22 protein-coding genes and 1 pseudogene are annotated in these 24698 nt (G+C 71.2%); 11 read left to right on the forward strand and 12 right to left on the reverse strand.

Features of this window, described 5'->3' with window-relative positions; translation table 11 throughout:
- Positions 1-226 precede the first annotated feature (226 nt).
- The 5 genes from iscB to OG331_RS34600 all read right to left on the reverse strand — a co-directional run bounded on the left by iscB (position 227) and on the right by OG331_RS34600 (position 6323).
- Positions 227-1543 carry an RNA-guided endonuclease IscB gene (iscB, locus tag OG331_RS34580; RefSeq protein WP_406203541.1) on the reverse strand — a complete coding sequence of 439 codons (1317 nt, stop codon included), beginning with the start codon at positions 1541-1543 and terminating at the stop codon, positions 227-229.
- Between the two features lie 574 nt (positions 1544-2117).
- Positions 2118-2636, reverse strand: a complete 519-nt coding sequence (locus OG331_RS34585; protein WP_406203544.1) for a hypothetical protein — start codon at positions 2634-2636, stop codon at positions 2118-2120.
- A 168-nt stretch (positions 2637-2804) separates the two neighbouring features.
- Complete coding sequence (locus OG331_RS34590) at positions 2805-3749, reverse strand: N-acetylmuramoyl-L-alanine amidase (protein ID WP_406203547.1); 945 nt, start codon at positions 3747-3749, stop codon at positions 2805-2807.
- Positions 3750-3813: 64 nt separating this feature from the next.
- Positions 3814-4464, reverse strand: a complete 651-nt coding sequence (locus OG331_RS34595) for a class I SAM-dependent methyltransferase (RefSeq protein WP_406203550.1) — start codon at positions 4462-4464, stop codon at positions 3814-3816.
- Between the two features lie 116 nt (positions 4465-4580).
- On the reverse strand, positions 4581-6323 hold the full coding sequence (locus OG331_RS34600) for an MFS transporter (protein WP_406203553.1): 1743 nt from the start codon (positions 6321-6323) through the stop codon (positions 4581-4583).
- Positions 6324-6490: 167 nt separating this feature from the next.
- Here OG331_RS34600 and OG331_RS34605 point away from each other — a divergent pair, with 167 nt between their 5' ends.
- Positions 6491-7918, forward strand: coding sequence for an MFS transporter (locus OG331_RS34605; protein ID WP_406203556.1), 1428 nt, complete (start codon positions 6491-6493; stop codon positions 7916-7918).
- Between the two features lie 68 nt (positions 7919-7986).
- Here the strand turns inward: OG331_RS34605 and OG331_RS34610 are convergent, their stop codons facing one another.
- Both OG331_RS34610 and OG331_RS34615 read right to left on the reverse strand, forming a co-directional pair.
- On the reverse strand, positions 7987-8619 hold the full coding sequence (locus tag OG331_RS34610) for a response regulator (RefSeq protein WP_406210477.1): 633 nt from the start codon (positions 8617-8619) through the stop codon (positions 7987-7989).
- Between the two features lie 86 nt (positions 8620-8705).
- A complete protein-coding gene (locus OG331_RS34615) occupies positions 8706-9926 on the reverse strand; it encodes a sensor histidine kinase (protein WP_406210480.1) in 1221 nt (406 codons plus the stop codon).
- A gap of 303 nt (positions 9927-10229) precedes the next feature.
- On the opposite strand from OG331_RS34615, the gene OG331_RS34620 reads away from it, so the two are divergent.
- From OG331_RS34620 to OG331_RS34630, 3 genes are read left to right on the forward strand one after another with little or no spacing between them, the layout of a single operon-like run.
- Positions 10230-11105: a MaoC/PaaZ C-terminal domain-containing protein gene (locus tag OG331_RS34620; RefSeq protein ID WP_406203559.1), complete on the forward strand. Its 876-nt coding sequence runs from the start codon at positions 10230-10232 to the stop codon at positions 11103-11105.
- A gap of 31 nt (positions 11106-11136) precedes the next feature.
- Positions 11137-12213 (forward strand): Zn-dependent alcohol dehydrogenase, encoded by a 1077-nt coding sequence (locus OG331_RS34625; RefSeq protein ID WP_406203562.1) that lies wholly within the window; start codon positions 11137-11139, stop codon positions 12211-12213.
- Between the two features lie 56 nt (positions 12214-12269).
- A complete protein-coding gene (locus tag OG331_RS34630) occupies positions 12270-13223 on the forward strand; it encodes a 3-oxoacyl-ACP reductase (protein WP_406203565.1) in 954 nt (317 codons plus the stop codon).
- 317 nt (positions 13224-13540) lie between these two features.
- Here the strand turns inward: OG331_RS34630 and OG331_RS34635 are convergent, their stop codons facing one another.
- A complete protein-coding gene (locus OG331_RS34635) occupies positions 13541-14716 on the reverse strand; it encodes a hypothetical protein (protein WP_406203568.1) in 1176 nt (391 codons plus the stop codon).
- A gap of 257 nt (positions 14717-14973) precedes the next feature.
- Between OG331_RS34635 and OG331_RS34640 the strand changes: the two genes are divergently transcribed.
- Genes OG331_RS34640 through OG331_RS34650 form a run of 3 tightly spaced genes read left to right on the forward strand, consistent with a single transcriptional unit; the run spans position 14974 to position 17866 of the window.
- Positions 14974-15849 carry a Nif3-like dinuclear metal center hexameric protein gene (locus tag OG331_RS34640; protein WP_406203571.1) on the forward strand — a complete coding sequence of 292 codons (876 nt, stop codon included), beginning with the start codon at positions 14974-14976 and terminating at the stop codon, positions 15847-15849.
- On the forward strand, positions 15846-16589 hold the full coding sequence (locus tag OG331_RS34645) for a C4-type zinc ribbon domain-containing protein (protein WP_365060522.1): 744 nt from the start codon (positions 15846-15848) through the stop codon (positions 16587-16589). Before OG331_RS34640 ends, OG331_RS34645 begins: the two co-directional genes overlap by 4 nt.
- A gap of 11 nt (positions 16590-16600) precedes the next feature.
- Positions 16601-17866, forward strand: a complete 1266-nt coding sequence (locus tag OG331_RS34650; protein WP_406203574.1) for a bifunctional RNase H/acid phosphatase — start codon at positions 16601-16603, stop codon at positions 17864-17866.
- Here OG331_RS34650 and eda read toward each other — a convergent pair.
- Positions 17849-18481: a bifunctional 4-hydroxy-2-oxoglutarate aldolase/2-dehydro-3-deoxy-phosphogluconate aldolase gene (eda, locus tag OG331_RS34655; RefSeq protein WP_328882024.1), complete on the reverse strand. Its 633-nt coding sequence runs from the start codon at positions 18479-18481 to the stop codon at positions 17849-17851. The genes OG331_RS34650 and eda overlap by 18 nt on opposite strands.
- A 94-nt stretch (positions 18482-18575) precedes the next feature.
- Positions 18576-19358, reverse strand: coding sequence for a peroxide stress protein YaaA (gene yaaA, locus OG331_RS34660; protein ID WP_406203577.1), 783 nt, complete (start codon positions 19356-19358; stop codon positions 18576-18578).
- Positions 19359-19431: 73 nt separating this feature from the next.
- Between yaaA and OG331_RS34665 the strand changes: the two genes are divergently transcribed.
- Positions 19432-20868, forward strand: a complete 1437-nt coding sequence (locus OG331_RS34665) for an RNB domain-containing ribonuclease (RefSeq protein WP_406203580.1) — start codon at positions 19432-19434, stop codon at positions 20866-20868.
- Here the strand turns inward: OG331_RS34665 and OG331_RS34670 are convergent.
- Both OG331_RS34670 and OG331_RS34675 read right to left on the reverse strand, forming a co-directional pair.
- Positions 20819-21451: a hypothetical protein gene (locus OG331_RS34670; protein ID WP_406203582.1), complete on the reverse strand. Its 633-nt coding sequence runs from the start codon at positions 21449-21451 to the stop codon at positions 20819-20821. The genes OG331_RS34665 and OG331_RS34670 overlap by 50 nt on opposite strands.
- The gene (locus OG331_RS34675) at positions 21451-22212 is read right to left on the reverse strand and encodes a MerR family transcriptional regulator (protein WP_406203585.1); all 762 of its coding nucleotides are present in this window, start codon (positions 22210-22212) and stop codon (positions 21451-21453) included. The genes OG331_RS34670 and OG331_RS34675 overlap by 1 nt, the downstream gene beginning before the upstream one ends.
- Positions 22213-22375: 163 nt before the next feature.
- Between OG331_RS34675 and OG331_RS34680 the strand changes: the two genes are divergently transcribed.
- The 3 genes and pseudogenes from OG331_RS34680 to OG331_RS34690 form a co-directional block, all read left to right on the forward strand.
- Complete coding sequence (locus tag OG331_RS34680; protein ID WP_406203588.1) at positions 22376-22954, forward strand: Uma2 family endonuclease; 579 nt, start codon at positions 22376-22378, stop codon at positions 22952-22954.
- Between the two features lie 42 nt (positions 22955-22996).
- Positions 22997-23827 (forward strand): AraC family ligand binding domain-containing protein, encoded by an 831-nt coding sequence (locus OG331_RS34685; RefSeq protein WP_406203591.1) that lies wholly within the window; start codon positions 22997-22999, stop codon positions 23825-23827.
- Positions 23828-23846: 19 nt separating this feature from the next.
- Positions 23847-24629 (forward strand): annotated as a pseudogene (locus tag OG331_RS34690) (DMT family transporter); the annotation flags it as partial.
- Positions 24630-24698 lie beyond the last annotated feature (69 nt).

A 24698-nucleotide genomic window follows, 5' to 3' on the forward strand; every position in this document is an offset into this window, starting at 1 on the left:
CGCGGGGGTGGCCCCTCATCGTAGAGACGACCTTATCGTCCGACCGACGAGGGTGTCCGCCGGGATCAGCCCGTGGACCACTACCCACGCAGGAAACTCACGATCCCCTCAGAGATTCCACGGCCGCCCCCGCGCCACTGGTCAGCAGCGCCATGTCCTTGCTATCGCGCCGCGTCCGCAACGGTGAAACGGTTCGGAAACCGTTGACAGATTGAGACCGCAGAGGTCAGGCGCGTCTGGCCTCGGGGCGTGTGGTGTAGGCGTAGCCGTCGGCTCGTTGCAGGAGACGGACGTGCCGGTGGTGAATGCCCTGAACGAGTCCCTGGCCGGTCTTGATGTTGAAGTTGCCCGTGGAGCGGACTGCGACGCGGCCGGTGTGAGTGCCCTGCCTCTTGCCGGTGGGGACGCTCGCGCATACCAGATCGCCGGTTGCGTAGCCGAAGTGTTGCTTGGTGCGGGGCAGATTGAGGCGGGGAAAGCCGTACCGGTCCGGGCTGGTGCGCCGGTAGGTTCCGCGTCCAGTCGCGGTCACCGCATGAATGGTTGCGGGGTGACGCGCCACACTGCCGAGGACCCCGACACACAGGGCATCCAGGGTGTGGCTCTTGGGCGTTGTGGTGCGCTGCCGATTCCATCTCGTCCGACCACCGGAGGACGTCCGCACGTCTTGGTGGCGGGCTTCGAGCCCCCGGACAAGTGCGCTGCGGGTCGCATTCATCGCGGCGGCATCCCGGAGCGGGGCCTTCGCCTCTCCAAGGATCTTCTCGAGCAGAGCGGGTTTCTTCTTGAGGAAGTCCTCGACCGACCTGTTGCTCTTGCGTTCGTTGCAGGGAACGCAGGCGAGGGTGAGGTTGGAGATGCGGTCGGATCCGCCTCGCGATCGCGGATGGATGTGGTCGATGTTGAGGGGGACGCCCTGTGCTCCGCAGTAGGCACATGCCCGGTTCCACTTTGTCAGGAGGTACTCGCGTGCTTCCATTCCCTGCAGCGTGCCTCGCCGATACTCCGCGTCGGACCAGGACTTGTCAGCGCTCATGGCCCGGGTGTCGAAGGCAGCGAGTTCTACATGCAGCGTGCGTACAGGGGCCCAGCGGGCGATCCTGTCGACCCAGGCGGTGACGGTGTCGACACGGTGTCCTAGGGACGGAGCGAGCCAGCCTTCTGGTCGTGAGCGGTTGCTGAAGCGCGGCGCTCGATAGCGGAGTTTGCGCTGCCTCCGTGTCCGCCGCAGCGTGGCCCGGGACATGAGCCTGTCGCTGATAGGGCCACCACGATGTGCAAGCTCGATTGCGAACAGGCCATGGCGTGCGGTTTCGCTCGTGCCGCTGACCGCGCGGAACAGGGCGATTCCAGTGAATCTGCTGCCTGGGTCGACACCTAACTCCACGCCGGTCACTTCGGAGGTCGCGGCAGTGCGGTCTTTGAGGCGGATAACAAATGGGGTGTGACGGTGCACGACGGCTCGGCCCTGCCTGAGGAGTCTGCGGGCACGGGCCGGGCTGCATGGCATGAGTGGTTGCTGGTGTTTGTCCAGAACAAACACCGTTGGATGACCCTCACGGGCCGCGCCCTTCCCCGTTGAAGCGGGGTTGGGGTGACGCCCTGCCGGATGGGTGCCCTCCGGCAGGATCTCCCCTCGCCCATGTTCAGAACCCGTGCCCGGCTCGGCGGCCGGGAGTCCACAAGCCGTTTCGTCCCTACTCCCAGGGTTGTCTGCTCCTGCGGATTCCAGAGCGCGCCGCTGAGGAAGCACGGCGCGGTGGGTCTTCTCGCGTGAACTGAACGTAGTCATCAGATGCACCTCCTTGCGGTGATGACTGGGGCTGGTCAAACGGGGGCGTGACTCTCAACTGAGAGGTGCGCTCCGGCCTTCGGGCCGGGGAGTGAATGACTTCAGGTCCTTCGTGTTTGTGCTGCGCGGTGCCGTCGCCGCTGTACGCATGGACGACAATATCGTCGGTGACGGTCGTGCGTTCGGGTTACAGCAACGAATGGATGCCGGTCCCCGATTGAGATATGTCCTGCGGACTGCGACCTTGGGCCCGCAGCGAGAAGCGGCCCGCCGGAGTATCTCCGGCGGGCCACTTAGGTAAGGGCTGGATGTGACTCGAAGTCGGCTACCGCTCGCTGTACTTGAAACAGACGCCGATCGGTTTGTAGGCCGTCTTGTTCCACCGGATGGTCTGCCACGAATTGGCCCAGTACATTTCCTGCACGTCGAACTTTTTTCCGGAGTACTTCACGTAGGCCTTGAGCGTGCCGTACTTGCCGCGCGGCACTTCCTTGGATCCGCTCACGGTGATGCTGCGCGTCTTCGACACATCCCAGCCGACTCCCACGCTGATGGAGCCCGCCGAAGCCGTGATGTCCTTCGAGAGCACGGTACCTGCGGATCGGGTGTCGTCTATGCGCAGTGTCATCTTGCCTTTGCCCTCGGCTGTCGCGATGGCTGTCTTGCCGCACTTCGAGCCAATGGAGCGGACATTGATCAGCCTCTTGGCTGCTCGGGTACCTGCCAGTTTCTCGCCGGCGTAGCCGGTCCTGGCTCCGGTCGCCTGCGTGCCCGCGACGTCGGAATTATTCGGGCCCGGAGCAGCCTGAGCTGCGACGCCTGTGCCGAGCAGGCTCACGGACATGACGGCAATGGTGGCCCCGCGTTTGGCTGTTTGGAGCTTCAACTGATCCCCCATGATCATAAGAAGGCGTTGACCGCCTCCGGTCGAGAACAGTTGATCAAGAGGGAGCGTGCAGCTGCAATCGTTTTGAGGTAGATCTGAGCGTGCACATGACGACTCTGTGGGCTGCTACTTCTCCAGGAAACTCACGATTCCCTCAGAGATCCCTTGCGCAGCCTTCTGTCGCCACGCGCCGCTGGTGAGCAACGCCGCGTCCTTGGTATCGCGCATGTTGCCGCACTCGATGAACACCTTGGGAACCGTTGACAGATTGAGACCGCCGAGGTCCTTACGCGTGACGAGGCCGGTGCCGTCGCCGATGTAGTTGGAGGGGGCGTTGCCCGTGACGCGGACGAAGGAGCCGGCGATGCGCTCGCCGAGGTCGCGGGAGGGGGTGACGATGGGGCCGGTGTCGGCGGCGCCCGCGTCGACCTTGCCGGGAAGGATGACGTGGAAGCCGCGCTGGCCGGCGCCGGCGCCGTCCGCGTGGATGGAGACGACCGCGTCGGCGTCGGCCTTGTTGCCGATTTCGGCGCGCTCGTCGACGCAGGGACCCCACGACCGGTCGCCGTCCTGCGTGAACTTGACCGTGGCGCCCTGCTTCTGGAGCAGCGTGCGCATCCGGTGGGCGACGTCCAGGGTGAACTTGGCTTCGGTGTAGCCGTCGTTGGTGGAGGTCCCCGTGGTGTCGCACTCCTTCCAGTTCGTGCCGATGTTCACCTTGCGGTTGATTTCGGCGGTGTGCTGGAAGTTGTTCGGGTTGTGGCCCGGGTCGATGACGACGACCTTGCCCTGGAGGGGACCGGACGCGGACGTGGAGTCCGCGGTGGGGGTCGGGCCCGGCGGCTTGTCGTCGCTCGTGGAGGAGTCCGTCGGCGCCGAGTCCGACGCGGGCGAGGACGGCCGTACGGCAGCGGTGCCGGAGCCGCCGCTGCCGCCGGGGTCGCCCAGCGCCTCGTACATCACCCAACCGAGCAGGGCCCCCGGCACCAGGGCGGCGACCGCGACGGTCAGGGTTCGGCGGCGGTTGCGGCGGGGCTGGGGAGGATCGAAGTCCGGACCTACGTACGACACGCGTGACACCTTACGGGCCGAACATGGCGTGCGCCGGGAAGGCGCGGTCGAGCGGCGCCGGAGTTCAGACCCCTGGCCCCGTCCGCTTCAGCACCCGCAGTGACTCCGTCACCGACACCTCCGTGAACGCCCCGGACTCCAGGGCCCGCAGATACACCCGGTACGGCGCCTGCCCGGTGAACTCGTCCTCCGGGTTGGGGAACACGTCGTGGATGACGAGCAGGCCGCCCTCGGCGACATGCGGGGCCCAGCCCTCGTAGTCGGCGGTGGCGTGCTCGTCGGTGTGGCCGCCGTCGATGAAGACGAGGCCGAGCGGGGAGTTCCAGATCTTCGCGACCTGCGGGGAGCGGCCGACGAGGGCGATCACGTGCTCCTCCAGGCCGGCCCGGTGCAGGGTCCGGCGGAACGTCGGCAGCGTGTCCATCAGGCCGATCTCGGGGTCGACCGTCTGCGGGTCGTGGTACTCCCAGCCCGGCTGCTGCTCCTCGCTGCCGCGGTGGTGGTCGACCGTGAGGGCGGTCACGCCGGCCTCGCGGGCGGCGTCGGCGAGCAGGATGGTGGAGCGGCCGCAGTAGGTGCCGACCTCCAGGAGGGGGAGGCCGAGACGGCCGGCCGCTACGGCAGCCGAGTACAGGGCCAGGCCCTCGCCCATGGGCATGAAGCCCTTCGAGGCCTCGAACGCGGCCAGGATCTCGGGCTTGGGGGCCGGGATCATCGGGGTCCCTTCGGTCGTACGAGCAGGTGGGGCCCATCGTGCATCACACCCCCCGTCACTCGGGTGACGGGGGGTGTGACAGCGGCCGGGCGGGCCTCGGACCGGTGAGCGTCTCCTCAGACGGTGACCGTCTCCTCCGGCAGCGACAGATCCACGTCCACCGGGCTGTCGTCGCCCGCGTGGGTCGCCGAGGAGGCCAGCGGGGCGTGGCCGTCGGCTCGGGCGGCCAGGACGTAGGGGCCCTGGGCGGGGACGGTGAGGGCGTAGGTGCCGTCGTCCGCGGAGAGGGTCGCTCCGGCCTGGCGGCCGCGGCGGTCGATGAGGGTGACCCTGGCGCGGGCGACGGGCGTGCCGGTGGCGTCCAGGACGCGGCCCCGGAAGCCGCGCAGGGCCTCCTCGGCGCGTTCCAGGTTGGCGTCCTCCTCGCTGCTGGCGCGCAGCTGCGGGTGGGCGGCGGCCGGGCGCTGCTTCGGGAGGAAGAGGGCCAGCAGGAGGCCGACGGCCACGGCGGCGGTCGCGATCAGGAAGGAGACGCGGAAGCCGTGCATGGTCGGGATCTCGACGCCGCCGACGTTGTTCGCGGTGTTGGCCAGCACCATGCCGATGACGGCGCTGGAGACCGACGTACCGATGGAACGCATCAGCGTGTTGAGGCCGTTCGCCGCGCCCGTCTCCGAGGCCGGGACCGCGCCGATGATCAGGGCGGGGAGGGAGGAGTAGGCGAGGCCGATGCCCGCGCCGAGGATCACCGCGATGACGAGGCTCTGCCAGGGGGCGCTCATCAGGCCGAGGCCGGCGCCGTAGCCGATCGCGATGATCAGCATGCCGAGGATCAGGGTCGTCTTCGGGCCGTACTTCGCGGACAGGCGGGCGTAGACCGGCGCCGTGAACATCATCGTCAGGCCCAGCGGGGCCACCAGCAGACCCGCGACGACCATCGACTGGCCGAGGCCGTAGCCGGTCTCCTTCGGCAGCTGGAGCAGCTGGGGGAGGACCAGGGAGACGACGTAGAAGCTGACGCCGACCATGATCGACGCGAGGTTGGTGAAGAGGACGGCCGGGCGGGCCGTGGTGCGCAGGTCGACCAGGGGGGCCTTCGTGCGCAGCTCGTAGATGCCCCAGAGGAGCAGGACGGCGGCCGACGCGCCGAACATGCCGAGCGTGGTGACGGACGTCCAGCCCCAGTCGCTGCCCTTGGTGATCGGCAGGAGGAAGAGGACGAGGCCCACGGAGAGGCCGAGGGCGCCGAGGTGGTCGAAGGAGCCTTCCGCGCGGAGCTTGGACTCCGGTACGACGACGAGGGTGAGGACGATGGCGAGGACGCCGAGGCCGGCGGCGCCGTAGAAGAGGGCGTGCCAGTTCGCGTGCTGGGCGACCAGGGCCGCGGCGGGCAGGGCGAGTCCGCCGCCGACGCCTATCGAGGAGCTCATCAGGGCCATGGCCGAGCCGAGCTTCTCGCGGGGCAGCATGTCGCGCATCAGGCCGATGCCGAGCGGGATGGCGCCCATCGCGAAGCCCTGCAGGGTGCGTCCGACGATCATGGGGAGGAGGGTGCTGGTGAACGCGCTGATCAGCGCACCGACCACCATCACGGACAGGCTGGCTATCAGCATGCGGCGCTTGCCGTAGAGGTCACCGAGGCGGCCCATGATCGGGGTGGCGACGGCGCCCGAGAGGAGAGTCGAGGTCAGGACCCAGGTGGCGTTGCTGGGCGCGGTGCTCAGCAGCTGCGGCAGGTCCTTGATGACGGGGACGAGCAGGGTCTGCATTACCGCGACAACGATGCCCGCGAAGGCGAGGACCGGGACGAGGGGGCCGGTCGCTCCGCCGGTGGGCTTTTCGGTCGTCGTTTGTGTCATGTGTACCTCGAACTCCGTGTGCCTGGGCAACTATTCCGATGCTTTGGGTCACTAACGAAATCTTGACCTTCTCTTGGGGAATGAGCCGCCCGGACCGCGGCCCAGGCCGGCCCGGGCCGTTGGCCTAGGGCGAATTTCCGATGCCAGGAGCGTCCGTCGTTGAGAGCATGACAGGCATGCTCGAAGCCGCGGACGTCACCCGTGCCCCCCGCCGTACCGCGCCGCCCACCTGGCTGGTGGTGGCGCTCGCCTGTGCGGGGCAGTTCCTGGTCGTGCTCGACGTGTCCGTCGTGAACGTGGCACTGCCCTCGATGCGGGCCGACCTGGGGATGAGCGCCCAGGGGCTGCAGTGGGTCGTCAACGCGTACGCCATCGCCTTCGCCGGGTTCATGCTGCTCGGCGGGCGGGCCGGTGACCTCTACGGCCGTAAGCGGATGTTCCTCGTCGGGCTCGCGGTGTTCACCCTGGCCTCGCTGGCCGGCGGGCTGGCCCAGCAGGAGTGGCAGCTGCTGGCCGCGCGGGCCGTGCAGGGGCTGGGCGCGGCGGTGCTGGCGCCCTCGACGCTCACGATCCTGACGGCGGCGGTGCCGGAGGGGGCGGCCCGGGCGCGGGCCATAGGCACGTGGACCGCCGTCGGAGCGGGCGGTGGCGCGGCGGGCGGGCTGGTCGGCGGGCTGCTGGTGGAAGCACTGTCGTGGCGCTGGGTCCTGCTGATCAACGTGCCGGTGGGCGCGGTCGTACTGGCCGGTTCCGCCTTGTGGCTCGCGGAGAGCCGGGCCGGCGACCGGCGGCGGCTGGATCTGCCGGGGGCGGTGCTGGTGACGGCGGGGCTGGCGACGCTGGCGTACGGCATCTCGCAGACGGAGGCCTCCGGCTGGACGGCCGCGGACACGGTCCTGCCCCTGCTCGCCGGGGCCGCCCTGCTCGGCGTCTTCCTCGTGGTGGAGTCGCGTACGGCGGCGCCGCTGATGCCGCTCGGGCTGCTGCGGGTGCGGGCGGTGTCGTCGGCGAACGTGGCGATGTTCCTGTGCGGGTCGGCGATGTTCTGCATGTGGTACTTCATGACGCTGTACGCGCAGAACGTGCTCGGCTACGGCCCGCTGGACGCCGGCCTGGCACTGGTGCCGAGCTCGCTGGCGGTGATCCTCGGCTCCAAGCTCGCGCCGCTGCTCATGCGCTGGTTCGGCCCGCGCACCCTCGCGGCCACCGGCACGCTCGTCGCGGTCGTCGGCTTCGGCTGGCAGTCGACGCTGAGCGTGGACGGCGCGTACCTGACCTCGATCATGGTGCCGGGCATCCTGATGATGCTGGGCGCGGGCCTGGCGGCGACCCCCCTCGCGGCCCTGGCCACGTCCGGCGCGGAGCCGGGGGAGGCCGGCCTGGTCTCGGGTCTCGTCAACACCTCCCGCACGATGGGCGGTTCACTGGGCCTCGCGGTCCTGTCGACGCTGGCGGCGGCCCGCTCGGGCGGCAGCGATACGCCGGCGGCGCTGACGGAGGGCTATGCGCTGGCGTTCCGGACGGGAGCGGGGGTGCTGGCCGCGGGAGTGGTGCTGATGGTGGTCTGGCTGCCGCGGAGGGGGCCCGGGCAGTGACGGGGAAGCGACGCTTGTGAGGACGCTTGTGACGAGCATGGACCTGCACCGACCGAGTGGCGGGCCCCCTACAGCCACCCCTGCTGCCGAGCCTCCCGCGTCGCCTCCATCCGGTTGCGCGTGCCCGTCTTGCCGATCGCGGAGGACAGGTAGTTGCGGACCGTCGACTCGGAGAGGTGGAGCCGGGTCGCGATGTCGGCGACCGTCGCGCCGTCCGTCGAGGCGTTGAGCACGTCGCGTTCGCGGGCGGTGAGCGGGTTGGGCCCGGCGCTCAGGGCAGCCGCGGCGAGGGCCGGGTCGATCACCGTCTCGCCGGTCAGTACGCGGCGGACCGCGGCGGCCAGTTCCTCCACGGGACCGTCCTTCACCAGGAAGCCGGCGGCGCCCGCCTCCATCGCCCGGCGCAGATAGCCGGGGCGGCCGAAGGTCGTCAGGATCAGCACCCGGCAGTCGGGGACCTGGTCGCGCAGTTCGGCCGCGGCGTCCAGTCCGCTGCGGCCCGGGAGTTCGATGTCGAGGAGGGCGACGTCCGGGCGGTGGACGAGGGCGGCGTCCACGATCACGTCGCCTGCCGCCACCTGCGCCACGACCTCGATGTCCGGCTCCATCCCGAGCAGTAAGGCGAGTGCCCCGCGCATCATGCCCTGGTCCTCGGCGAGCAGAACTCGGATGGACTTGGCGGGCCGGTGATCCCGCGGCATCTCGTTCACGGGGCAAGAGTAGGGCGCACGGGGCTCGGCCGAACCCGTCCTGCGCGTACCTGGTCGGCGCCCCGAAGCGGCTGCTCTCAGCCGATGCCCGCGCGTACCGGTTCACGCACTTCGGGCGAGTCGGCCGGGACCGTCAACTCGGCCGATTCCACCGGGAGTTCCGCCGTCACCACGAACCCCTGGCGTGGCCCGGGTCCCGCCGTCAGGGTGCCCCCGGCCGCGGCGAGGCGTTCCGTCATGCCCCTCAGCCCGGTGCCGCCGATGCCCTCCCGGGGCGCGGCCACGGGCGTGCCGGTGCCGTCGTCGGTGACCGTCAGGCGGACGCGTTCCGTGCTGCCCGAGACCGTGATCTCGCAGCGGGCCGCGGCACTGTGCCGCACGACGTTGGTGACCGCCTCGCGCACCACCCACCCCAGCAGGGCCTCCGTCTGCTGGGGGAGGGGAGGGCCGGACTGGTGGAACGCCGGGGTGATCCCCGCCGCCGCCAGGGCCGAGTGGGCGCGGTCCAGCTCCGTGGCCAGGCTGCCCCTGCGGTAGCCGGTCACCGCCTCGCGGATCTCCGTGAGCGCCTGCCGGCCCACGGACTCGATGTCGGCGACCTGGGCGACGGCCGCGTCCATGTCTCGCGCGGCCAGCCGCCGTGCCGCCTCCGACTTCACCACGATCACCGAGAGCGTGTGTCCGAGCAGGTCGTGCAGATCGCGGGAGAACCGCACGCGTTCCTCCTCGACCGCCCGCCGGGCCAGCTCCTCGCGGGCCGCGCGCAGTTCCCGTACCGCCTCGGACAGGGACAGGATCGCCGCCGTCACGATCGTCGAGATCCAGGTGGCGTACGCGATGTCGAGGCCGCCCCAGCCGTCCCGTACGAAGGCGACCACACCGGAGAGCACGGTCACCGCCGCCCCGGTCGGGCGCAGGCGCGGCATCCGTACGACCGCGCCCGTCGCGAGGCCGAGCAGCGGGAAGAACAGCAGCCAGCTGCCGCCGTAGCCGAGGCCGAGTCCGCAGGTCACCGCCGCCAGCAGGCCCAGCGCCACCTGCGTGGAGCGGGCCTCGCGCTTCTCCTTCACGAACGCGCGGAACGACACGTAGATGTAGAGCGAGTTGAAGGTGAGCAGCCCCAGGCCGCCGATCCACGGGTTGGCCGTCTCCCCCTGGAAGAGGTTCGAGAAGGAGCCCATCCCCAGCAGCAGCCACGGCAGCAGGGCGAAGCCGGTCGGGTGCGGGCCCGGGGTGTCGGGCAGCCGTCCGGCCCTCAGCGGAGTCGGTGTGCACGACACCTTGCGCGTCCAGGACATGTCCCGTCCCCCGTTCGTCGGTTCCGTCCCCAGTGTCATGGCTCAGACGCTACGGATCGAGGCCCGCGTACGGCAGGTCCTGTTGTCGGCTCTCCGGCAGGACAAATGTCACGGCCCCGCCGAGCGGAAGGACGCGCAACCGGATCTGATGCCACGTCAGGAGCCTTCACAACTGCGGAGCGCTCGGCTATACAGAGGGCGCCGGACTGGAACGCGTTCTAGAACGGCCCGTGACGACCTCGGTGCGGCCGACGGTGCGGACGGCCGTACCGGGGTCTTGACTCCGCCACCTTCAGGAGCCGTATGCCCATCGACGCAGCCAAGGCCCTCGCCGCCGAGCCCCGGACCGGTGAGATCTCCTGGAACTCCAAGGACGTCCAGCTCTACCACCTCGGCATCGGCGCCGCCGCCAATCCCGACCTGCGCAGCCCCGCCACCGACCTCGACGAACTGCGCTACACCCTGGAGTCCCGGCTGCACGTGCTGCCCAGCTTCGCCACCGTCGCGGGCTCCGGCTCGCCCGGAGTGATCAGCGGACTGTCCATGCCCGGCATCGAGGTCGACCTCGCCCGCGTCCTGCACGGCGGCCAGAGCCTGAAGATCCACCGGCCCATCCCGACGGCGGGCACGGCCACCGCCACCAACCGGATCGCCGCCCTGTACGACAAGGTCAAGGCGGCCGTGCTGGTGCTGCGCACCGAAGTCGCCGACGCCGAGGGCCCGCTGTGGACCAACGACGCCCAGATCTTCATCCGCGGCGAGGGCGGCTGGGGCGGCGACCGCGGCCCGTCCGCCCGCCTCGAACCCCCCGAGGGCGCGCCCGCCCGGACCGTCGAGCGGCCGATCCGCGAGGACCAGGCCCTGCTGTACCGCCTCTCCGGCGACTGGAACCCGCTGCACGCCGACCCGGAGTTCGCCAAGGTCGCCGGGTTCGAGCGGCCCATCCTGCACGGCCTGTGCACCTACGGCATGACCCTCAAGGCGGTCGTCGACACGCTGCTCGGCGGGGACGTGACCCGGGTGCGGTCCTACGACACCCGGTTCGCCGGGGTCGTGTATCCGGGGGAGACCCTGCGCATCCGCATGTGGCCCGGTCCGGGCACCGTCCGCGTGGCCGTGAGCGCCGTCGAGCGGGACGACGCGCCCGTTCTCGCCGACACCGTCGTCGAACACACCTGAGTCCAGAACGCCGTACGAGGGGAGCCGCACCATGCGCGCAGCCGTACTGCACGAGATCGGCCAGGACAAGCTGGAGGTCCTCGACGACGTCGAGGCGGTGGGCTTCGGCCCCGGCCGGGTGAGGGTCCGGGTGCGGGCCACCGGGCTGTGTCACTCCGACCTGTCCGCGATGGGAGGGGTGCTGCCCCAGCCGGCGCCCTTCGTGCCCGGCCACGAGGGGGCGGGCGAGATCATCGAGGTCGGGGAGACCGTCACCCACCTCAAGCCGGGCGACCGGGTCGTCCTGTGCTGGCTGCCCGCCTGCGGAGCCTGCCCCGCCTGCAAGCGCGGCCAGACCGAGCTGTGCCTGGCCGGGTTCATGAACGCCGGCACACCCAACTTCAAGCGCCCCGGCGGTGATGTCTTCGGCTTCGCCGGCACCGGCACCTTCGCCGAGGAGGTCGTCGTCGACGCCGGCTGCGCGGTGCCGATCCCCGACGACGTGCCCTTCGACATCGCCGCGCTCATCGGCTGCGGCGTGACCACGGGACTCGGCGCCGCCCTCAACACGGCCGACGTGGAGGCCGGTTCGTCGGTCGCCGTCATCGGCTGCGGGGGCGTCGGCATCTCGGCGATCCAGGGGGCGCGGCTCAAGGGCGCCGCCGAGATCGTCGCCGTCGACCCGGTCGCCTCCCGCCGCGAGTCCGCACTCAGGTTCGGCGCCACCAGGGCCGTCTCACCGGACGAGCTGGCCGACGCCAAGCAGCAGGTCACCGCCGGAGAGGGCTTCGACTACGTCTTCGAGGTCGTCGGCAAGTCCGCCACCGCCCGCACGGCGTACGACCACACCCGGCGCGGCGGCACGCTCGTCGTCGTCGGCGCGGGAGCCATGGACGACTTCCTCCAGCTCAACATGTTCGAGCTGTTCTTCGACGAGAAGCGGATCCTGCCGTCCATGTACGGCGGCGGTGACGTCCTGCGCTCCTACGAGCGGACGATCGCCCTGTGGCGGGCGGGCCGGATCGACCTCGCGGGCCTGATCACCCACCGGGTGCCGCTGGCCGACATCAACGAGGCCCTGGACCAGATGCGGACGGCCACGGCACTGCGTACCTGCATAGAGATCTGACGGCCACGCTTCCCGACGACCTCGCTTCCTGACGGCCACGCTTCTTTAGGAGCCCGATGTCACTGCCACTCGAAGGACTGTCCGCGATCGTCACCGGCGCCGGGCGGGGCCTGGGCCGGGCCGAGGCGCTCGAACTCGCCCGGCTCGGCGCCGCCGTCGTCGTCAACGACTACGGGCAGCCCGGCCGGGACGGCTCGGGCGAGGCCTCCGCCGCGCCCGCCGAGGAGGTCGCCGCCGAGATCCGCGCGGCCGGCGGCACGGCCCTCGCCCACACCGGGGACGTCGCCGACTTCCAACAGGCGGGCGCACTGGCCGAGTTGGCCGTCGCGGAGTTCGGCAAGCTGGACATCCTGGTCAACAACGCCGGCATCCTGCGCGACCGCATGGTCTTCTCCATGGCGGAGGCGGAGTGGGACTCGGTGATCCGGGTCCACCTCAAGGGCCACTTCAACACCATCCGCTTCGCCGCCGCACACTGGCGTGAGCGGTCCAAGGCGGCGGGAGGGCCGGTGTACGGGCGGGTCGTGAACACGTCCTCGGAGGCGTTCCTCGCCGGATCCGCCGGGCAGCCCAACTACGCGGCGGCGAAGGGCGGAATCGTCGGGCTCACCACGTCCACCGCCCTCGCGCTCGCCAAGTACGGCGTGACCGCCAACGCCATCTGCCCGCGCGCCCGGACCCGCATGACCGAGGACGTCTTCGCTGGCCTCGACCGGCCCGAGGACGGCCTGGACCCGCTCGCCCCCGAGCATGTCGCCCCACTCGTCGGCTACCTGGCCTCCCCGGCCGCCGACCGGATCAACGGCCAGCTGCTCGTCGTGCACGGCGGCATGGTGGCGGTCGTCGAACGGCCCCGGGTGGCCGCGAAGTTCGACAGCAAGCAGGAGACGTTCACGTACGACGAGCTGGACGCGCTGCTCACCCCGCACTACGCGGAGCTGCCGGAGGGGGAGACGTTCGGGGCGGTGGAGGTGCTGGGGCTGAAAAGGGCTTGGTCAGGCGGGGCGTAGGAACGAGAACGGCCCCGCCCTTCGCGGTGAAGGGCGGGGCCGTGCGCAGTCGGCGTCAGGCTGCCGTCTCGGTTTCCTCAGCCGGCTTGCGGTGACGGCCGCGGGGGGCCGTCTCGCCGTCCTGGGCGGACACCGGACCCCGGTGCCTGCCGTGACCGGTGTCCTTCTGAACGTCGTGAACGTCGGCCGGCCCCGGCTGGGTCGTGCTGGCGTTGCTCATCGGAAAACTCACCCCGTCAACATGATCTTTTGCTCACAGCCGGGCGATTTTAACCAACCCCCCAGGGGCCGGATCCAGGCGGCCACGCCAACCGCCACTACTTCGTTACAAGACCGCCCAACGGGGCTTGCTGCAAGGGCACGGGGCGGGGAATGACGGGAGCCGGAGGGTCCGTTTCCGACGGCTCGCGCGATGCCGAATCCGGTGCGGTGGAGGCTGAGTTCGAGGATGCCGCCCCCGGCGAAGGCACCTCCACCCGAGCCACCCCGCACCGCACCGACCCGGTGGCATACGGCAGTTGCAGCACCCCGTCCCGCGTCCACAGCCCGGCTCCCGCCAACCACCCCTCGGGCGCCGGAAGATGACGTACCTGCCGTTCGGCGGGCCGCCACACCCCGACCCAACTCCCGACCGGCCCGTCCACACGCAACGCCACCCCGCAGCTCTCCGGCGTCAGCACCTGCCCCGGCTGGATCGCGAACGGCGTCACCGCGCAGTCGGGCATCCGCAGGCACTCCGGGAAGCGCACCGGCAGTGTGCTGCCCAGCACGCCCCAGCCCAATCGTTCCTGCCCCGGCGAGGGCGCGTCCGAGCCGATCAGCAGCAGCCCGCTGTCCGGGTCGGCGAGCAGCAGCCGGTCGTCGCTGTCGTCCGCGATCTGCAGCAGCTCGGAGACCTCGCCGCCGCGCTCCAGATCGACCACGACGGCCTTCGTACGGCCCCCGGGCTCCGGGCCGAGACGGTCGAGAGCCAGTATCCGCCCGCCCCGGTCCAGCCACACCCCGCCCGAGCAGCGCCCCGGGACCTCCGCGACCTGCTCCGGCCCGAACGCACCCCCCGCCACCAGCCACACCGCGCTGGAGTGCCGGCCCACCGCGAGGGCGTAGGCCCTGCCGCCGCCCGGCGCCGGGGGCAGCAGTCGCAGCCGGGTCTGCTCCGGCGGGCACTGGACCGCGCCGAGGAGCAGCTCGCCGGTGCCGGGCCCGGTCGGATACAGCAGGGAGAAGATGTGCCGTCCGTCGGTCGGGCGGCAGATCAGGACCCGCCCGTCGCCCATCGGCTGCAGCTCGGTGCCGGGTTCCTCCGGCTGGTGGGCGGGCAGCGGCACGGCGTAGGGCTCGGGGCCGTCCAGGGTCCAGCGCTCCGGGAACCAGCTCTCGCCGTCCAGCGCGAGGCGGGCGGCGTAGGAACCGTCCGCCGTGATGGTGCATCCCGCCCGAGGCGCGTCGCCGTCCTCGTGCTCCGTCGCGGGCTCGATCGCACAGGCCGTCATGGTCCGGTCACCTCCGGTAACGAAGCTAGTTTTCGCACGCACAGGCGTGGGACCGGCCAGGTTCGCTTCACACAAAGGGATGGCAGAGGAACGATTCGCCTGAGGAAACGGGGGTGGTTGTGCTGAGCGGGGTCAGGGGTGACCGGGAGGGTGGGCCCCCGGACGACCCGGAGAGGGCCGGGGCGTTGCCCGCGGGAGCCTTGCGCCCGCTGCGGTACCGGTACAGCCGTACGGACCAGGCAGGTAGCCTTGCCTGCGTGCCCCGTCTGTCTGAAGTCATCGCCGCGCTGGAGAGCCTGTGGCCCGCCGAGCGGGCCGAGTCCTGGGACGCGGTCGGCACCGTCGTGGGCGACCCCGACCAGGAGGTCTCCCGGGTCCTGTTCGCCGTCGACCCGGTCCAGGAGATCGTGGACGAGGCGGTGAAGCTGGGCGCCGGCCTGCTGGTCACCCACCACCCGCTCTATCTGCGCGGTACGACGACGGTCGCGGCGACCCACTTCAAGGGCCGGGTCGTCCACACCCTCATCAGGAACGACATCGCCCTGCACGTGGCGCACACCAACGCCGACACGGCGGACCCGGGCGTCAGCGACGCACTGGCCGGTGCGCTGGACCTGCGAGTCGTACGCCCGCTGGTGCCGGACCCGAGCGACCCGGAGGGCCGCAGGGGACTGGGCCGTATCTGCGAACTCGACCACCCGCTCACCGTCCGTGAACTCGCAGCCCGCGCCGCCGAGCGGCTGCCCGCCACCGCGCAGGGCATCCGAGTCGCCGGCGACCCGGAGGCGACGGTCCGTACGGTCGCGGTGAGCGGTGGCTCCGGCGACAGCCTCTTCGACGACGTACGCGCCGCCGGCGTCGACGCCTTCCTCACCGCGGACCTGCGTCACCACCCGGCGTCGGAGTTCATCGCGGACCGCGCCCACAGCTCCGCCCACAGTCCTCTCGCGCTGCTCGACGCGGCGCACTGGGCCACTGAATGGCCCTGGTGCGAGCTGGCCGCCACCCAGCTCGACGAGATCTCCGACCGCAACGGATGGGACCTGCGCGTCCACGTCTCGAAGACGGTCACCGACCCCTGGACCGCCCACGCGGCGTCCGCCATCACGGATACATCTGGAGCCCCCAACTGAACGCCGAGCCCGCCGACCAGATCCGCCTCCTCGACGTCCAGGCCCTCGACGTCCGCCTCCAGCAGCTCGCGCACCGGCGGAGGTCGCTGCCCGAGCACGCCGAGATCGAGTCGCTGACCAAGGACCACACGCAGCTGCGCGACCTGCTCGTCGCCGCGCAGACCGAGGACAGCGACTGCGCCCGCGAGCAGACCAAGGCCGAGCAGGACGTGGACCAGGTGCGCCAGCGCGCCGCCCGCGACCAGCAGCGCCTGGACTCCGGTGCCGTCACCTCCCCGAAGGACCTGGAGAACCTCCAGCACGAGATCGCCTCCCTCGCCAAGCGGCAGGGCGACCTGGAGGACGTCGTCCTCGAGGTCATGGAGCGCCGCGAGTCCGCGCAGGAGCGGGTCGCCGAGCTGACCGAGCGGGTCGGCGCCGTCCAGGGCAAGGTCGACGACGCGACCGCCCGCCGTGAGGCCGCGTTCGAGGAGATCGACGGCGAGGTGGCCACGGTCACCAAGGAGCGCGAGGTCATGGCGGGCTCGGTCCCCGCGGACCTCCTCAAGCTCTACGACAAGCTGCGCCAGCAGCAGGGCGGCATCGGCGCGGCCAAGCTGTACCAGCGCAGCTGCCAGGGCTGCCGTCAGGAGCTCGCCATCACCGAGCTGAACGAGATCCGTCAGGCGGCGCCGAACACCGTGGCGCGCTGCGAGAACTGCCGCCGGATCCTGGTGCGTACGGCCGAGTCTGGCCTCTAGGAGTCTGTGCCGTGCGGGAGTTCATCGTCGAGGCCGACGGCGGGTCACGGGGCAACCCGGGGCCCGCGGGCTATGGCGCGGTCGTGATCGACGCGGCCACGGGCGAGACGCTGGCCGAGGCGGCCGAGTACATCGGCGTCGCCACGAACAACGTCGCCGAGTACCGGGGCCTGTTGGCGGGCCTGCGCGCGGCTCGTGAACTGGACCCGACGGCCCGGGTCCACGTCCGCATGGACTCCAAGCTGGTCATCGAGCAGATGTCGGGCCGCTGGAAGATCAAGCACCCCGACATGAAGCCGCTGGCCTTCGAGGCGGCGGCCGTCCTGCCGGCGTCCCAGGTGACGTACGAGTGGATCCCCCGCGAGCAGAACAAGCACGCCGACCGGCTCGCCAACGAGGCGATGGATGCCGGGAAGCGGGGCGAGCAGTGGTCGGCCGCGGCGTCCACGGCGGAGCTGGCGGCGGCGGACGCACGGGCTGCGCGGGCCGCGGCTGAGGCCGAGGCTTCCGGTCAGCCGTCCGATCAGCCCTCCGGTCAGCCGTCCGGCGCGCCGGGAGACGCTGCCGGCGCGGCCGTGAAGGCCGAGGCCGATGTCAGGGCTGCCCGCACCGTCGCCGCCCCGTCGTCCGGTTGGGCTCCTGCCGACATGGGGGCGCCCGCGACCTTCGTTCTGCTGCGGCACGGGGAGACGCCCCTGACGCCGCAGAAGCGGTTCTCGGGGAGCGGCGGTACCGATCCGTCCCTCTCCGACATCGGCCGCGAGCAGGCCGAACGGGTCGGGGCCGCACTCGCCCGGCGCGGGACCATCCAGGCCGTCGTGGCGTCGCCGCTGGCCCGTACCCGGGAGACCGCCGGCATCGTCGCCGCCCGCCTCGGCCTCGACGTGAGCGTCGACGACGGGCTGCGCGAGACCGACTTCGGCGCCTGGGAGGGGCTCACCTTCGGCGAGGTCCGCGAGCGGCACCCCGACGACCTCAACGCCTGGCTGGCCGACCCCGAGGCCCGGCCCACCGGCGACGGTGAGAGCTTCGCGGCCACCGCCACCCGCATCGCCGCCACCCGCGACAAGCTGGTCGCGGCGTACGCCGGCCGCACGGTCCTCCTCGTCACGCACGTCACGCCGATCAAGACGTTCGTACGGCTCGCCCTGGGCGCCCCGCCCGAGTCCCTGTTCCGCATGGAACTCTCGGCCGCCTCCCTCTCGGCGGTGGGGTACTACGCCGACGGCAACGCGAGCGTGCGGCTGTTCAACGACACGTCACACCTGCGCGCGTGAGCCTGTGAGGCCGGCCGCCTCCCGCGCCAGCGCCTCGACCCGCCCCCAGTCCCGTGCCGCCACCGCGTCCGCCGGAAGCATCCAACTGCCGCCCACGCAGCCGACGTTGGGAAGCGCGAGATAGTCGGGTGCCGTAGTCGGCCCGATTCCGCCGGTCGGGCAGAACCGGGCCTGCGGCAGCGGGCCGTTCAGCGACTTGAGATAGGCGGTGCCGCCCGCCGCCTCGGCCGGGAAGAACTTCATCTCCCGGACCCCGCGCTCCAGCAGCGCCACCACCTCGGACGTGGTCGACACCCCCGGCAGATACGGCACTCCCGACGCCCGCATGGCCTCCAGCAGCAGGTCCGTCCAGCCGGGGCTGACCAGGAAACGCGCCCCCGCCGTGACCGCCCGCGTCACCTGCTCCGGTGTGATCACGGTGCCCGCGCCGACCACCGCGTCCGGCACCGCGTCCGCGATGGCCCGGATCGCCTCCAGGGCGGCAGGCGTCCGCAGCGTCACCTCGATGGCGGGCAGCCCTCCCGCGACCAGGGCCCGCGCGAGCGGTACGGCGTCGGAGGGGTCGTCGACCACGACCACGGGGACGACGGGCGCGAGATCAAGGACTGAGGTCATGGCCTCATCCTGCCGACGGCACGCAGCATGCGCAAAGCGCGTTGCGCAGGCTGCAATGGCTGCCCGACGGTCGCAGTACCGCCGGTGGACCTATCTAGTGGATCTCCGTCACGAGCACATCCAGCGTCCGCGCCTTCCCGCCCTTGGCCGGCGCCTCCACCTCCACCTCGTACCCGAGGTCCCGCAGCGCCTCCACCAGCTCGGCCGGGCCCGCGGGTACGGCCCCCGCCGTGAGCAGGCTCCGTACGATCCGCCCCTTGGTCGCCTTGTTGAAGTGGCTGACGACCTTCCGGGTCGGCGCGTGCAGCACCCGTACCGACGCCGTCCGCCCGGCCACCTCGCCCTTCGGCTTCCACGCCGCCGCGTACGCCGACGACCGCAGATCCAGCACCGGCCCGTCCCCGGCCGCCTCGGGCAGCACGTCCGCCATCGGCGCCCGCCAGTGCGCCCCGAGCGCACCGAGGCCGGGCAGCTTCACGCCCATCGAACAGCGGTAGGAGGGGATGCGGTCGTTGACGCGCACCGCACCCCACAGTCCCGAGAAGACGAGCAGCGACCGAGTCGCACGCCTCTTCGCCGCCGCATCCAGCGACGCCAGGTCGAGGGCGTCGTACAGCACGCCGGTGTAGATCTCCCCGGCCGGCCGGGCTCCCGCCGTAGGCAGCTCGACGTTCTTGGCGACTTCTCCCCGGAGCCCCTCGCTCAGCCCGAGGACGTCCCGCGCTTTGTCCTCGTCGCCGCGGCACAACTCGACCAGCTCACTCAGTACGGCCTCCCGGGCCTCGGTGAGCCCCGGCAAGGACAGCGACTCCAGCTTCAGCGAGGCACCCCGACCGGACGGGGCCTTCCCCTCGGAAGGCGGCAGCAGGACAAGCACACGTACTCCTTCGATCGAACCCCGCCACAGGGTACGGCGTGCCACCCGGCCACCCTCGCCCTACGCTCGACTCATGCCCCGCCGCCACATCAGAGTGACCGGCGCCCCCGAAGCCCCCCTCCGGGCCGCCCTCACCGCGCTGCGTACCGGACTCGGCGTCCCAGGGAGCTTCCCGCCCGAGGTACTGGCGGAGGCCGAGCGGGCCGCGAAGGCCCCGGCCCTCCCTCCGGCCGACGCCACCGACATCCCCTTCTTCACCCTCGACCCGCCCACCTCCACCGACCTCGACCAGGCGATGCACCTGTCCCGGCAGGGCACCGGCTACCGCGTCCGGTACGCCATCGCCGACGTCGCCGCCTTCGTCGTACCGTCGCGCGCGCTCGACCAGGAGGCGCAGCGCCGGGTGACCACCCTCTACTTCCCCGACGGGAAGGTCCCGCTGCACCCCGAGCTGCTGAGCGAGGGCGCGGCGAGCCTGCTCCCGGACCAGGACCGGCCCGCCGTCCTGTGGACCATCGACCTCGACGGGGACGGCCGTACGCTCGCCGTCGACGTCCGACGCGCCCTCGTCCGCAGCCGGGCCAAGCTGGACTACGCCGGCGTACAGAAGCAGATCGGCGCGGGAACCGCCGAGGAATCGCCGGCCCTGCTGAAGACGATCGGGGAGCTGAGGGAGCGGCTGGAGGTGGAGCGGGGCGGGATCTCGCTCAACGTGCCCGAGCAGGAGATCGCGGAGCGCGATCACGCCTACGAGCTCGCCTACCGCGCCCCGCTCCCCGCCGACGGCTGGAACTCCCAGATCTCCCTGCTGACCGGCATGGCCGCGGCCGACCTGATGCTCGCCGCCGGCACCGGCATCCTGCGGACCCTCCCCGCCGCCCCCGACGGCGCCGTCGGCCGCCTGCGCCGCACCGCGCACGCCCTGCACATCGACTGGCCGCACCACGTCTCGTACGCGGAACTCGTCCGCTCCCTCGACCCCCACCGCCCGAACCACGCGGCCTTCCTCCAGGAGTGCACGACGCTGCTGCGCGGCGCCGGCTACACGGTCTTCCGGGACGGCACCCTGCCGGACATCACCACACACAGCGCCGTGGCCGCCCCCTACGCCCACTGCACGGCCCCCTTGCGCCGCCTGGCCGATCGCCACACCTCCGAGATCTGCCTCGCGGCCGCCGCCGGTCGGCCGATTCCCGACTGGGTTCTCATGGCTCTTGACGCGTTGCCCGCCCGGATGGCCGAGGGCACGCGACGCGCGGGCACGGTCGAGCGTGCCTGCGTCGACCTCGTGGAGGCGGCGCTGCTGAAGGACCGGGTGGGGGAGGTGTTCGACGGCTGGGTGGTGGAGGTGGAGGAACGTCAACCCGCCGTAGGAACCGTCCAGTTGGAGTCACCGGCCATCATCGGCCGGATCGAGGGCACGGACGCGCTGCCGCTGGGAGAGCGGATCCGGGTCCGCCTCACACAGGCAGATCCGGCAGTGCCGAAGGTGCGGTTCGAGCCTGCTTGACCGCCGGCACCAGCGCCTCTACGAGGCTGTCGGACTCGTCGGCGTGGAAGCGCACGAGGCGGACGTCCCTTCGGCGGCCGAGAAAGGTGAAGTGGGCGACGGGCTCGGTGAGTTCGAGCGTCACGGTGGTCTGCGCCCCGATGGCGAGGTTGAGCTCACCGTCGGCCCGCTCATGGGTGGTGCGCAGCTCGCGGCGCACGTGCGCGATCTTCTCCAGCGGTATGCGCAGATCGACGTGCGCGGCACGGCGGATGCGCAGGAAGCCGGCGTCGAGGACGTGCGGTCGTACGACGGACGCGGCGTGCATCCCGATGATGAGCACGAGGGTGTACATGTCGACCATGAACCACCCCCGTTGCACCGCCGGGTAGTTCCGCAGCAGCACCGACATCATGATCGACTCGATCACGATCACGAACCCGAATCCCAGCATCATCGTGCCCTGCCCGCGCGAGTACCCGAACCCGGTGCAGTCCCCGTCCCCGTCCCCGTTCCCGAGCCCGTGCCGGCGCCGGATCGCCCACAGCCAGATGCCGGCGAGGAGCCGAACCTCGTGCCGGAGAAGGAAGAGCGCGGTCCGCATCACGGCCCGTCCCCTTCCATGAGCAGGCGCAAGGTGCGGCGGATGGCCTCCGCCTGTGCCGGGGCGAAGTCGGCGTAGAAGGCGCGCAGGAAGCTGTCGTCCTGGTCGATGCTGCCCCACCCCTCAGGGAGCAGTTCCCGGGGCATGCAGTCGGCGAGCGCCCGGGCGGCCTCCTCGACGCGCGGGTCGTCGGGTTCGGCGTCGGCGAGGTCGTCGAGCAGGGCGTAGGCGGCGAGGGCCCGCTCCACACCGTCCGGCGTGGTCAGGGCGCCGCCCATCACGCCCATGAGCCGCTCCCGGTCCTCGGGGGAGGCCGTGGTCTCGATCAACGCGAGCACCTCGCGGTCCTTGGCGGCCATGGGGGAGTCGGAGGCGTGGGCCATGTCCTTGAAGAGGGCGGCCAGCTGAGGCGAGACGGGCCCCTCGGCGGTCAGCCCGCCCTCCGTCTCCAGCAACGCCCGCAACCGCGCCCGCCGCTCCCGGATGGCCTCCTCCTGCCGGGCAAGATCCGCATCGAGCTCGGTGAGCACCTCGACGAGATCCTTCCCGGCATCCTCCGCGAGCACGTCCCGCACCTCCGCGAGCCCCAGCCCCAGCTCCGTCAGCCGACGAATCCGCGCCAGCACCACGGCATGCCGCAACGTGTACTCCCGGTAGCCGTTGGGCCGCCGATCGGGCTCGGGCAGAAGCCCCTGATGGTGGTAATGCCGCACCGTGCGCGTGGTGACGCCGACGGCGGCGGCGAGTTCTCCGATCCGCATGGGAACAGTAGAGACGTTGACGTTGCGGCAGGGTCAAGTGACCGGCTCGGCGCCTGACGGTGGCGCTGGTCGTGTGCCACGATCGAGGGAACGGTTCCCGATCTCTCGGACAGGTGATCTTCCGATGTCCCAGGCTGGCGAGCGACCGAAGGAGGGGCGTGACATGACTGCCATGGCCCACGAGCCGCTCACGCAGGAAGAGGTCCTGCTGGAGGGCTTTCTCGCCCTGGACACGCCGGAGGGTTTCCGGGCCGAGTTGATCGAGGGGGAGATCGTTGTGACGCCGCCGCCGGACGGGGATCACGAGAAGTACATCAGCCGCATCGTGAGGCAAGTGATCAAGCGGTCCGGGACCGACATGGACTTCTCCGGAAACAAAGGGCTGAGACTGAGGAGCGGGGAGTCCTGTCCCAAGAACCACGTGGTCCCGGACGTCACAGTCGCGCCCCTTGAGTCCGACCTCTTTGGAGGCGCCGGGTCCTGGATGGCCTGTGATGGCGTTGCCATGGTGCTGGAGGTCACTTCCACCAGGCCCCGGGCCGACCGTGAGGCCCAGCGCCGCTGCTACGCGCGCGGTGGTGTCCCCCTGTACCTCTTGATCGACCGTGACACCTCGCAGGTCACACTCTTCAGCGCCCCTGAGAAGGACGACTATCGCGAGCACTGCACGCGTCCCTTCGGCAAAGCGCTCGCCCTCCCGGAGCCGTTCGGCTTCGAGCTGGAGACGACGGACTTTCTCTGAGTCTCTCGGCGTTGTACCCCCTGGAAAACCAGGGGGTGCGTGATGACCACACGTGAGCAGGCCAGCTGGACCAGGGCGAGGCTGGGCCGGGACGGCCCCCCGCTCGACCTGCTCACCGCCCGCTTCGACCGGCACGTCTACGCCCCGCACGCCCATGACGAGTTCACGATCGGCGTCTGCGTCGGCGGCAGCGAGATCATCGACTACCAGGGCGGCCGCCTCCGCCCCACCCCCGGCTCCATCGTCGTACTGGCACCGGGCGAGATGCACACGGGCGGCCCGGCCGAGACCGGCGGATACGCCTACCGAGCCCTGTACGCCGATACGTCCCTGCTCACCGACGGCACCCTCGGCACCGCAGCCCCGCACTTCCGCGACCCTCTCCTCGACGACCCCGACCTGGCCACGGCCCTGAGCCGCACGCACGCCGAACTCGCCGCCTGCCCGGACCCCCTGGAGGCCGAGTCCCGCATCCCGTGGCTGATGACGGCGCTGACCCGCCGTCACTCCACGGCCCGGGCGACGACCGACACGGTCGCGGGCGCCGATCACATAGCGAGGAGTGTCCGCGACCGCCTCGCCGACGAGCTCACGGCCCCACCCTCCCTCGCGTCCCTGGCCACCGACCTCGGCCTCTCCCGCTACCAGCTCCTGCGTGCCTTCCGTACGACGATGGGGGTGCCGCCGTACGCCTGGCTCGCCCAGCACCGGGTGAGCAGGGCACGAGGCCTGCTGGAAACCGGCCTGCGTCCGGCCGAGGTCGCCGGCCTGGTCGGCTTCGCGGACCAGGCGCACCTGACGCGCTGGTTCCGCCGAGTACTGGGCGTCACCCCGGCGGCGTACCGCAACAGCGTTCAAGACAGGGGAGTGTGAGCCGACCGAAACTCGCCGCATGACTGCACGCGGTTGGTTTCTCTTCGCCCTGATGAGCGTGGTCTGGGGCATCCCGTACCTGATGATCAAGGTGGCGGTGGACGAGGTCTCCCCGTCGATGGTGGTCTTCACACGATGCGCCCTGGGCGCGGCGCTCCTGCTCCCCTTCGCGATCCGCCAGGGAGGCCTGCCCCGGACGATACGACGGCACTGGCGGCCGATGGTGGCGTTCGCGTGCATAGAGATCATCGGCCCGTGGTGGACACTGACGGACGCGGAACGTCACCTGTCCAGCTCGACGGCGGGCCTGCTCATCGCAGGCGTACCCGTGGTCGGCGTAGCCCTGGCCCGCTTCTTCGGCCGGACGGAGCACCTGGGTGTCCGCCGCCTGACCGGCCTCACCCTGGGCCTGGCAGGCGTGGCGACCCTCACCGTCCCCCACCTGACCGGCGGCGACGCCCGCTCCCTGGCGGAGGTCCTGCTGACGGTGCTGGGCTATGCGACGGCCCCGCTGATCGCGGCGCGTTGGCTGAGGGACGTCCCCTCCCTCGACCTGACGGCAGCCTGCCTGACCCTGGCGGCCCTGGTCTACGCCCCCGCGGCGGCGCTGACCTGGCCTGCCGCGATGCCGTCGGCCGAGGGTCTGGCCGCCCTGGCCGCCCTGGGCGTGATCTGCACGGCGGTCGCCTTCGTGGCCTTCCTGGAGCTGATCAAGGAGGTCGGCCCGACGCGTGCGACGGTCTTCACGTACGTCAATCCGGCGGTCGCGGTGGCGGCCGGGGCCTTGTTCCTGGACGAGTCCCTGACCGCGGGGATCGCCGTGGCCTTCGCCCTGATCCTGGCGGGCTCGGTCCTGGCGACGACGGCCCCC

The sequence above is a fragment of the Streptomyces sp. NBC_01017 genome (assembly GCF_045162795.1).
GTDB lineage: Bacteria > Actinomycetota > Actinomycetes > Streptomycetales > Streptomycetaceae > Streptomyces > Streptomyces machairae.

Bases quoted from the DNA above. Each gene is read 5' to 3' on its own strand.
- OG331_RS34585 (WP_406203544.1), bottom strand. From the start codon at position 2,636: ATGTCCGTGAGCCTGCTCGGCACAGGCGTCGCAGCTCAGGCTGCTCCG.
- OG331_RS34595 (WP_406203550.1), bottom strand. From the start codon at position 4,464: ATGATCCCGGCCCCCAAGCCCGAGATCCTGGCCGCGTTCGAGGCCTCG.
- OG331_RS34600 (WP_406203553.1), bottom strand. From the start codon at position 6,323: ATGACACAAACGACGACCGAAAAGCCCACCGGCGGAGCGACCGGCCCC.
- OG331_RS34605 (WP_406203556.1), top strand. From the start codon at position 6,491: ATGACAGGCATGCTCGAAGCCGCGGACGTCACCCGTGCCCCCCGCCGT.
- OG331_RS34610 (WP_406210477.1), bottom strand. From the start codon at position 8,619: ATGCCGCGGGATCACCGGCCCGCCAAGTCCATCCGAGTTCTGCTCGCC.
- OG331_RS34615 (WP_406210480.1), bottom strand. From the start codon at position 9,926: ATGTCCTGGACGCGCAAGGTGTCGTGCACACCGACTCCGCTGAGGGCC.
- OG331_RS34620 (WP_406203559.1), top strand. From the start codon at position 10,230: ATGCCCATCGACGCAGCCAAGGCCCTCGCCGCCGAGCCCCGGACCGGT.
- OG331_RS34625 (WP_406203562.1), top strand. From the start codon at position 11,137: ATGCGCGCAGCCGTACTGCACGAGATCGGCCAGGACAAGCTGGAGGTC.
- OG331_RS34630 (WP_406203565.1), top strand. From the start codon at position 12,270: ATGTCACTGCCACTCGAAGGACTGTCCGCGATCGTCACCGGCGCCGGG.
- OG331_RS34635 (WP_406203568.1), bottom strand. From the start codon at position 14,716: ATGACGGCCTGTGCGATCGAGCCCGCGACGGAGCACGAGGACGGCGAC.
- eda (WP_328882024.1), bottom strand. From the start codon at position 18,481: ATGACCTCAGTCCTTGATCTCGCGCCCGTCGTCCCCGTGGTCGTGGTC.
- OG331_RS34665 (WP_406203580.1), top strand. From the start codon at position 19,432: ATGCCCCGCCGCCACATCAGAGTGACCGGCGCCCCCGAAGCCCCCCTC.
- OG331_RS34670 (WP_406203582.1), bottom strand. From the start codon at position 21,451: ATGCGGACCGCGCTCTTCCTTCTCCGGCACGAGGTTCGGCTCCTCGCC.
- OG331_RS34675 (WP_406203585.1), bottom strand. From the start codon at position 22,212: ATGCGGATCGGAGAACTCGCCGCCGCCGTCGGCGTCACCACGCGCACG.
- OG331_RS34680 (WP_406203588.1), top strand. From the start codon at position 22,376: ATGACTGCCATGGCCCACGAGCCGCTCACGCAGGAAGAGGTCCTGCTG.
- OG331_RS34685 (WP_406203591.1), top strand. From the start codon at position 22,997: ATGACCACACGTGAGCAGGCCAGCTGGACCAGGGCGAGGCTGGGCCGG.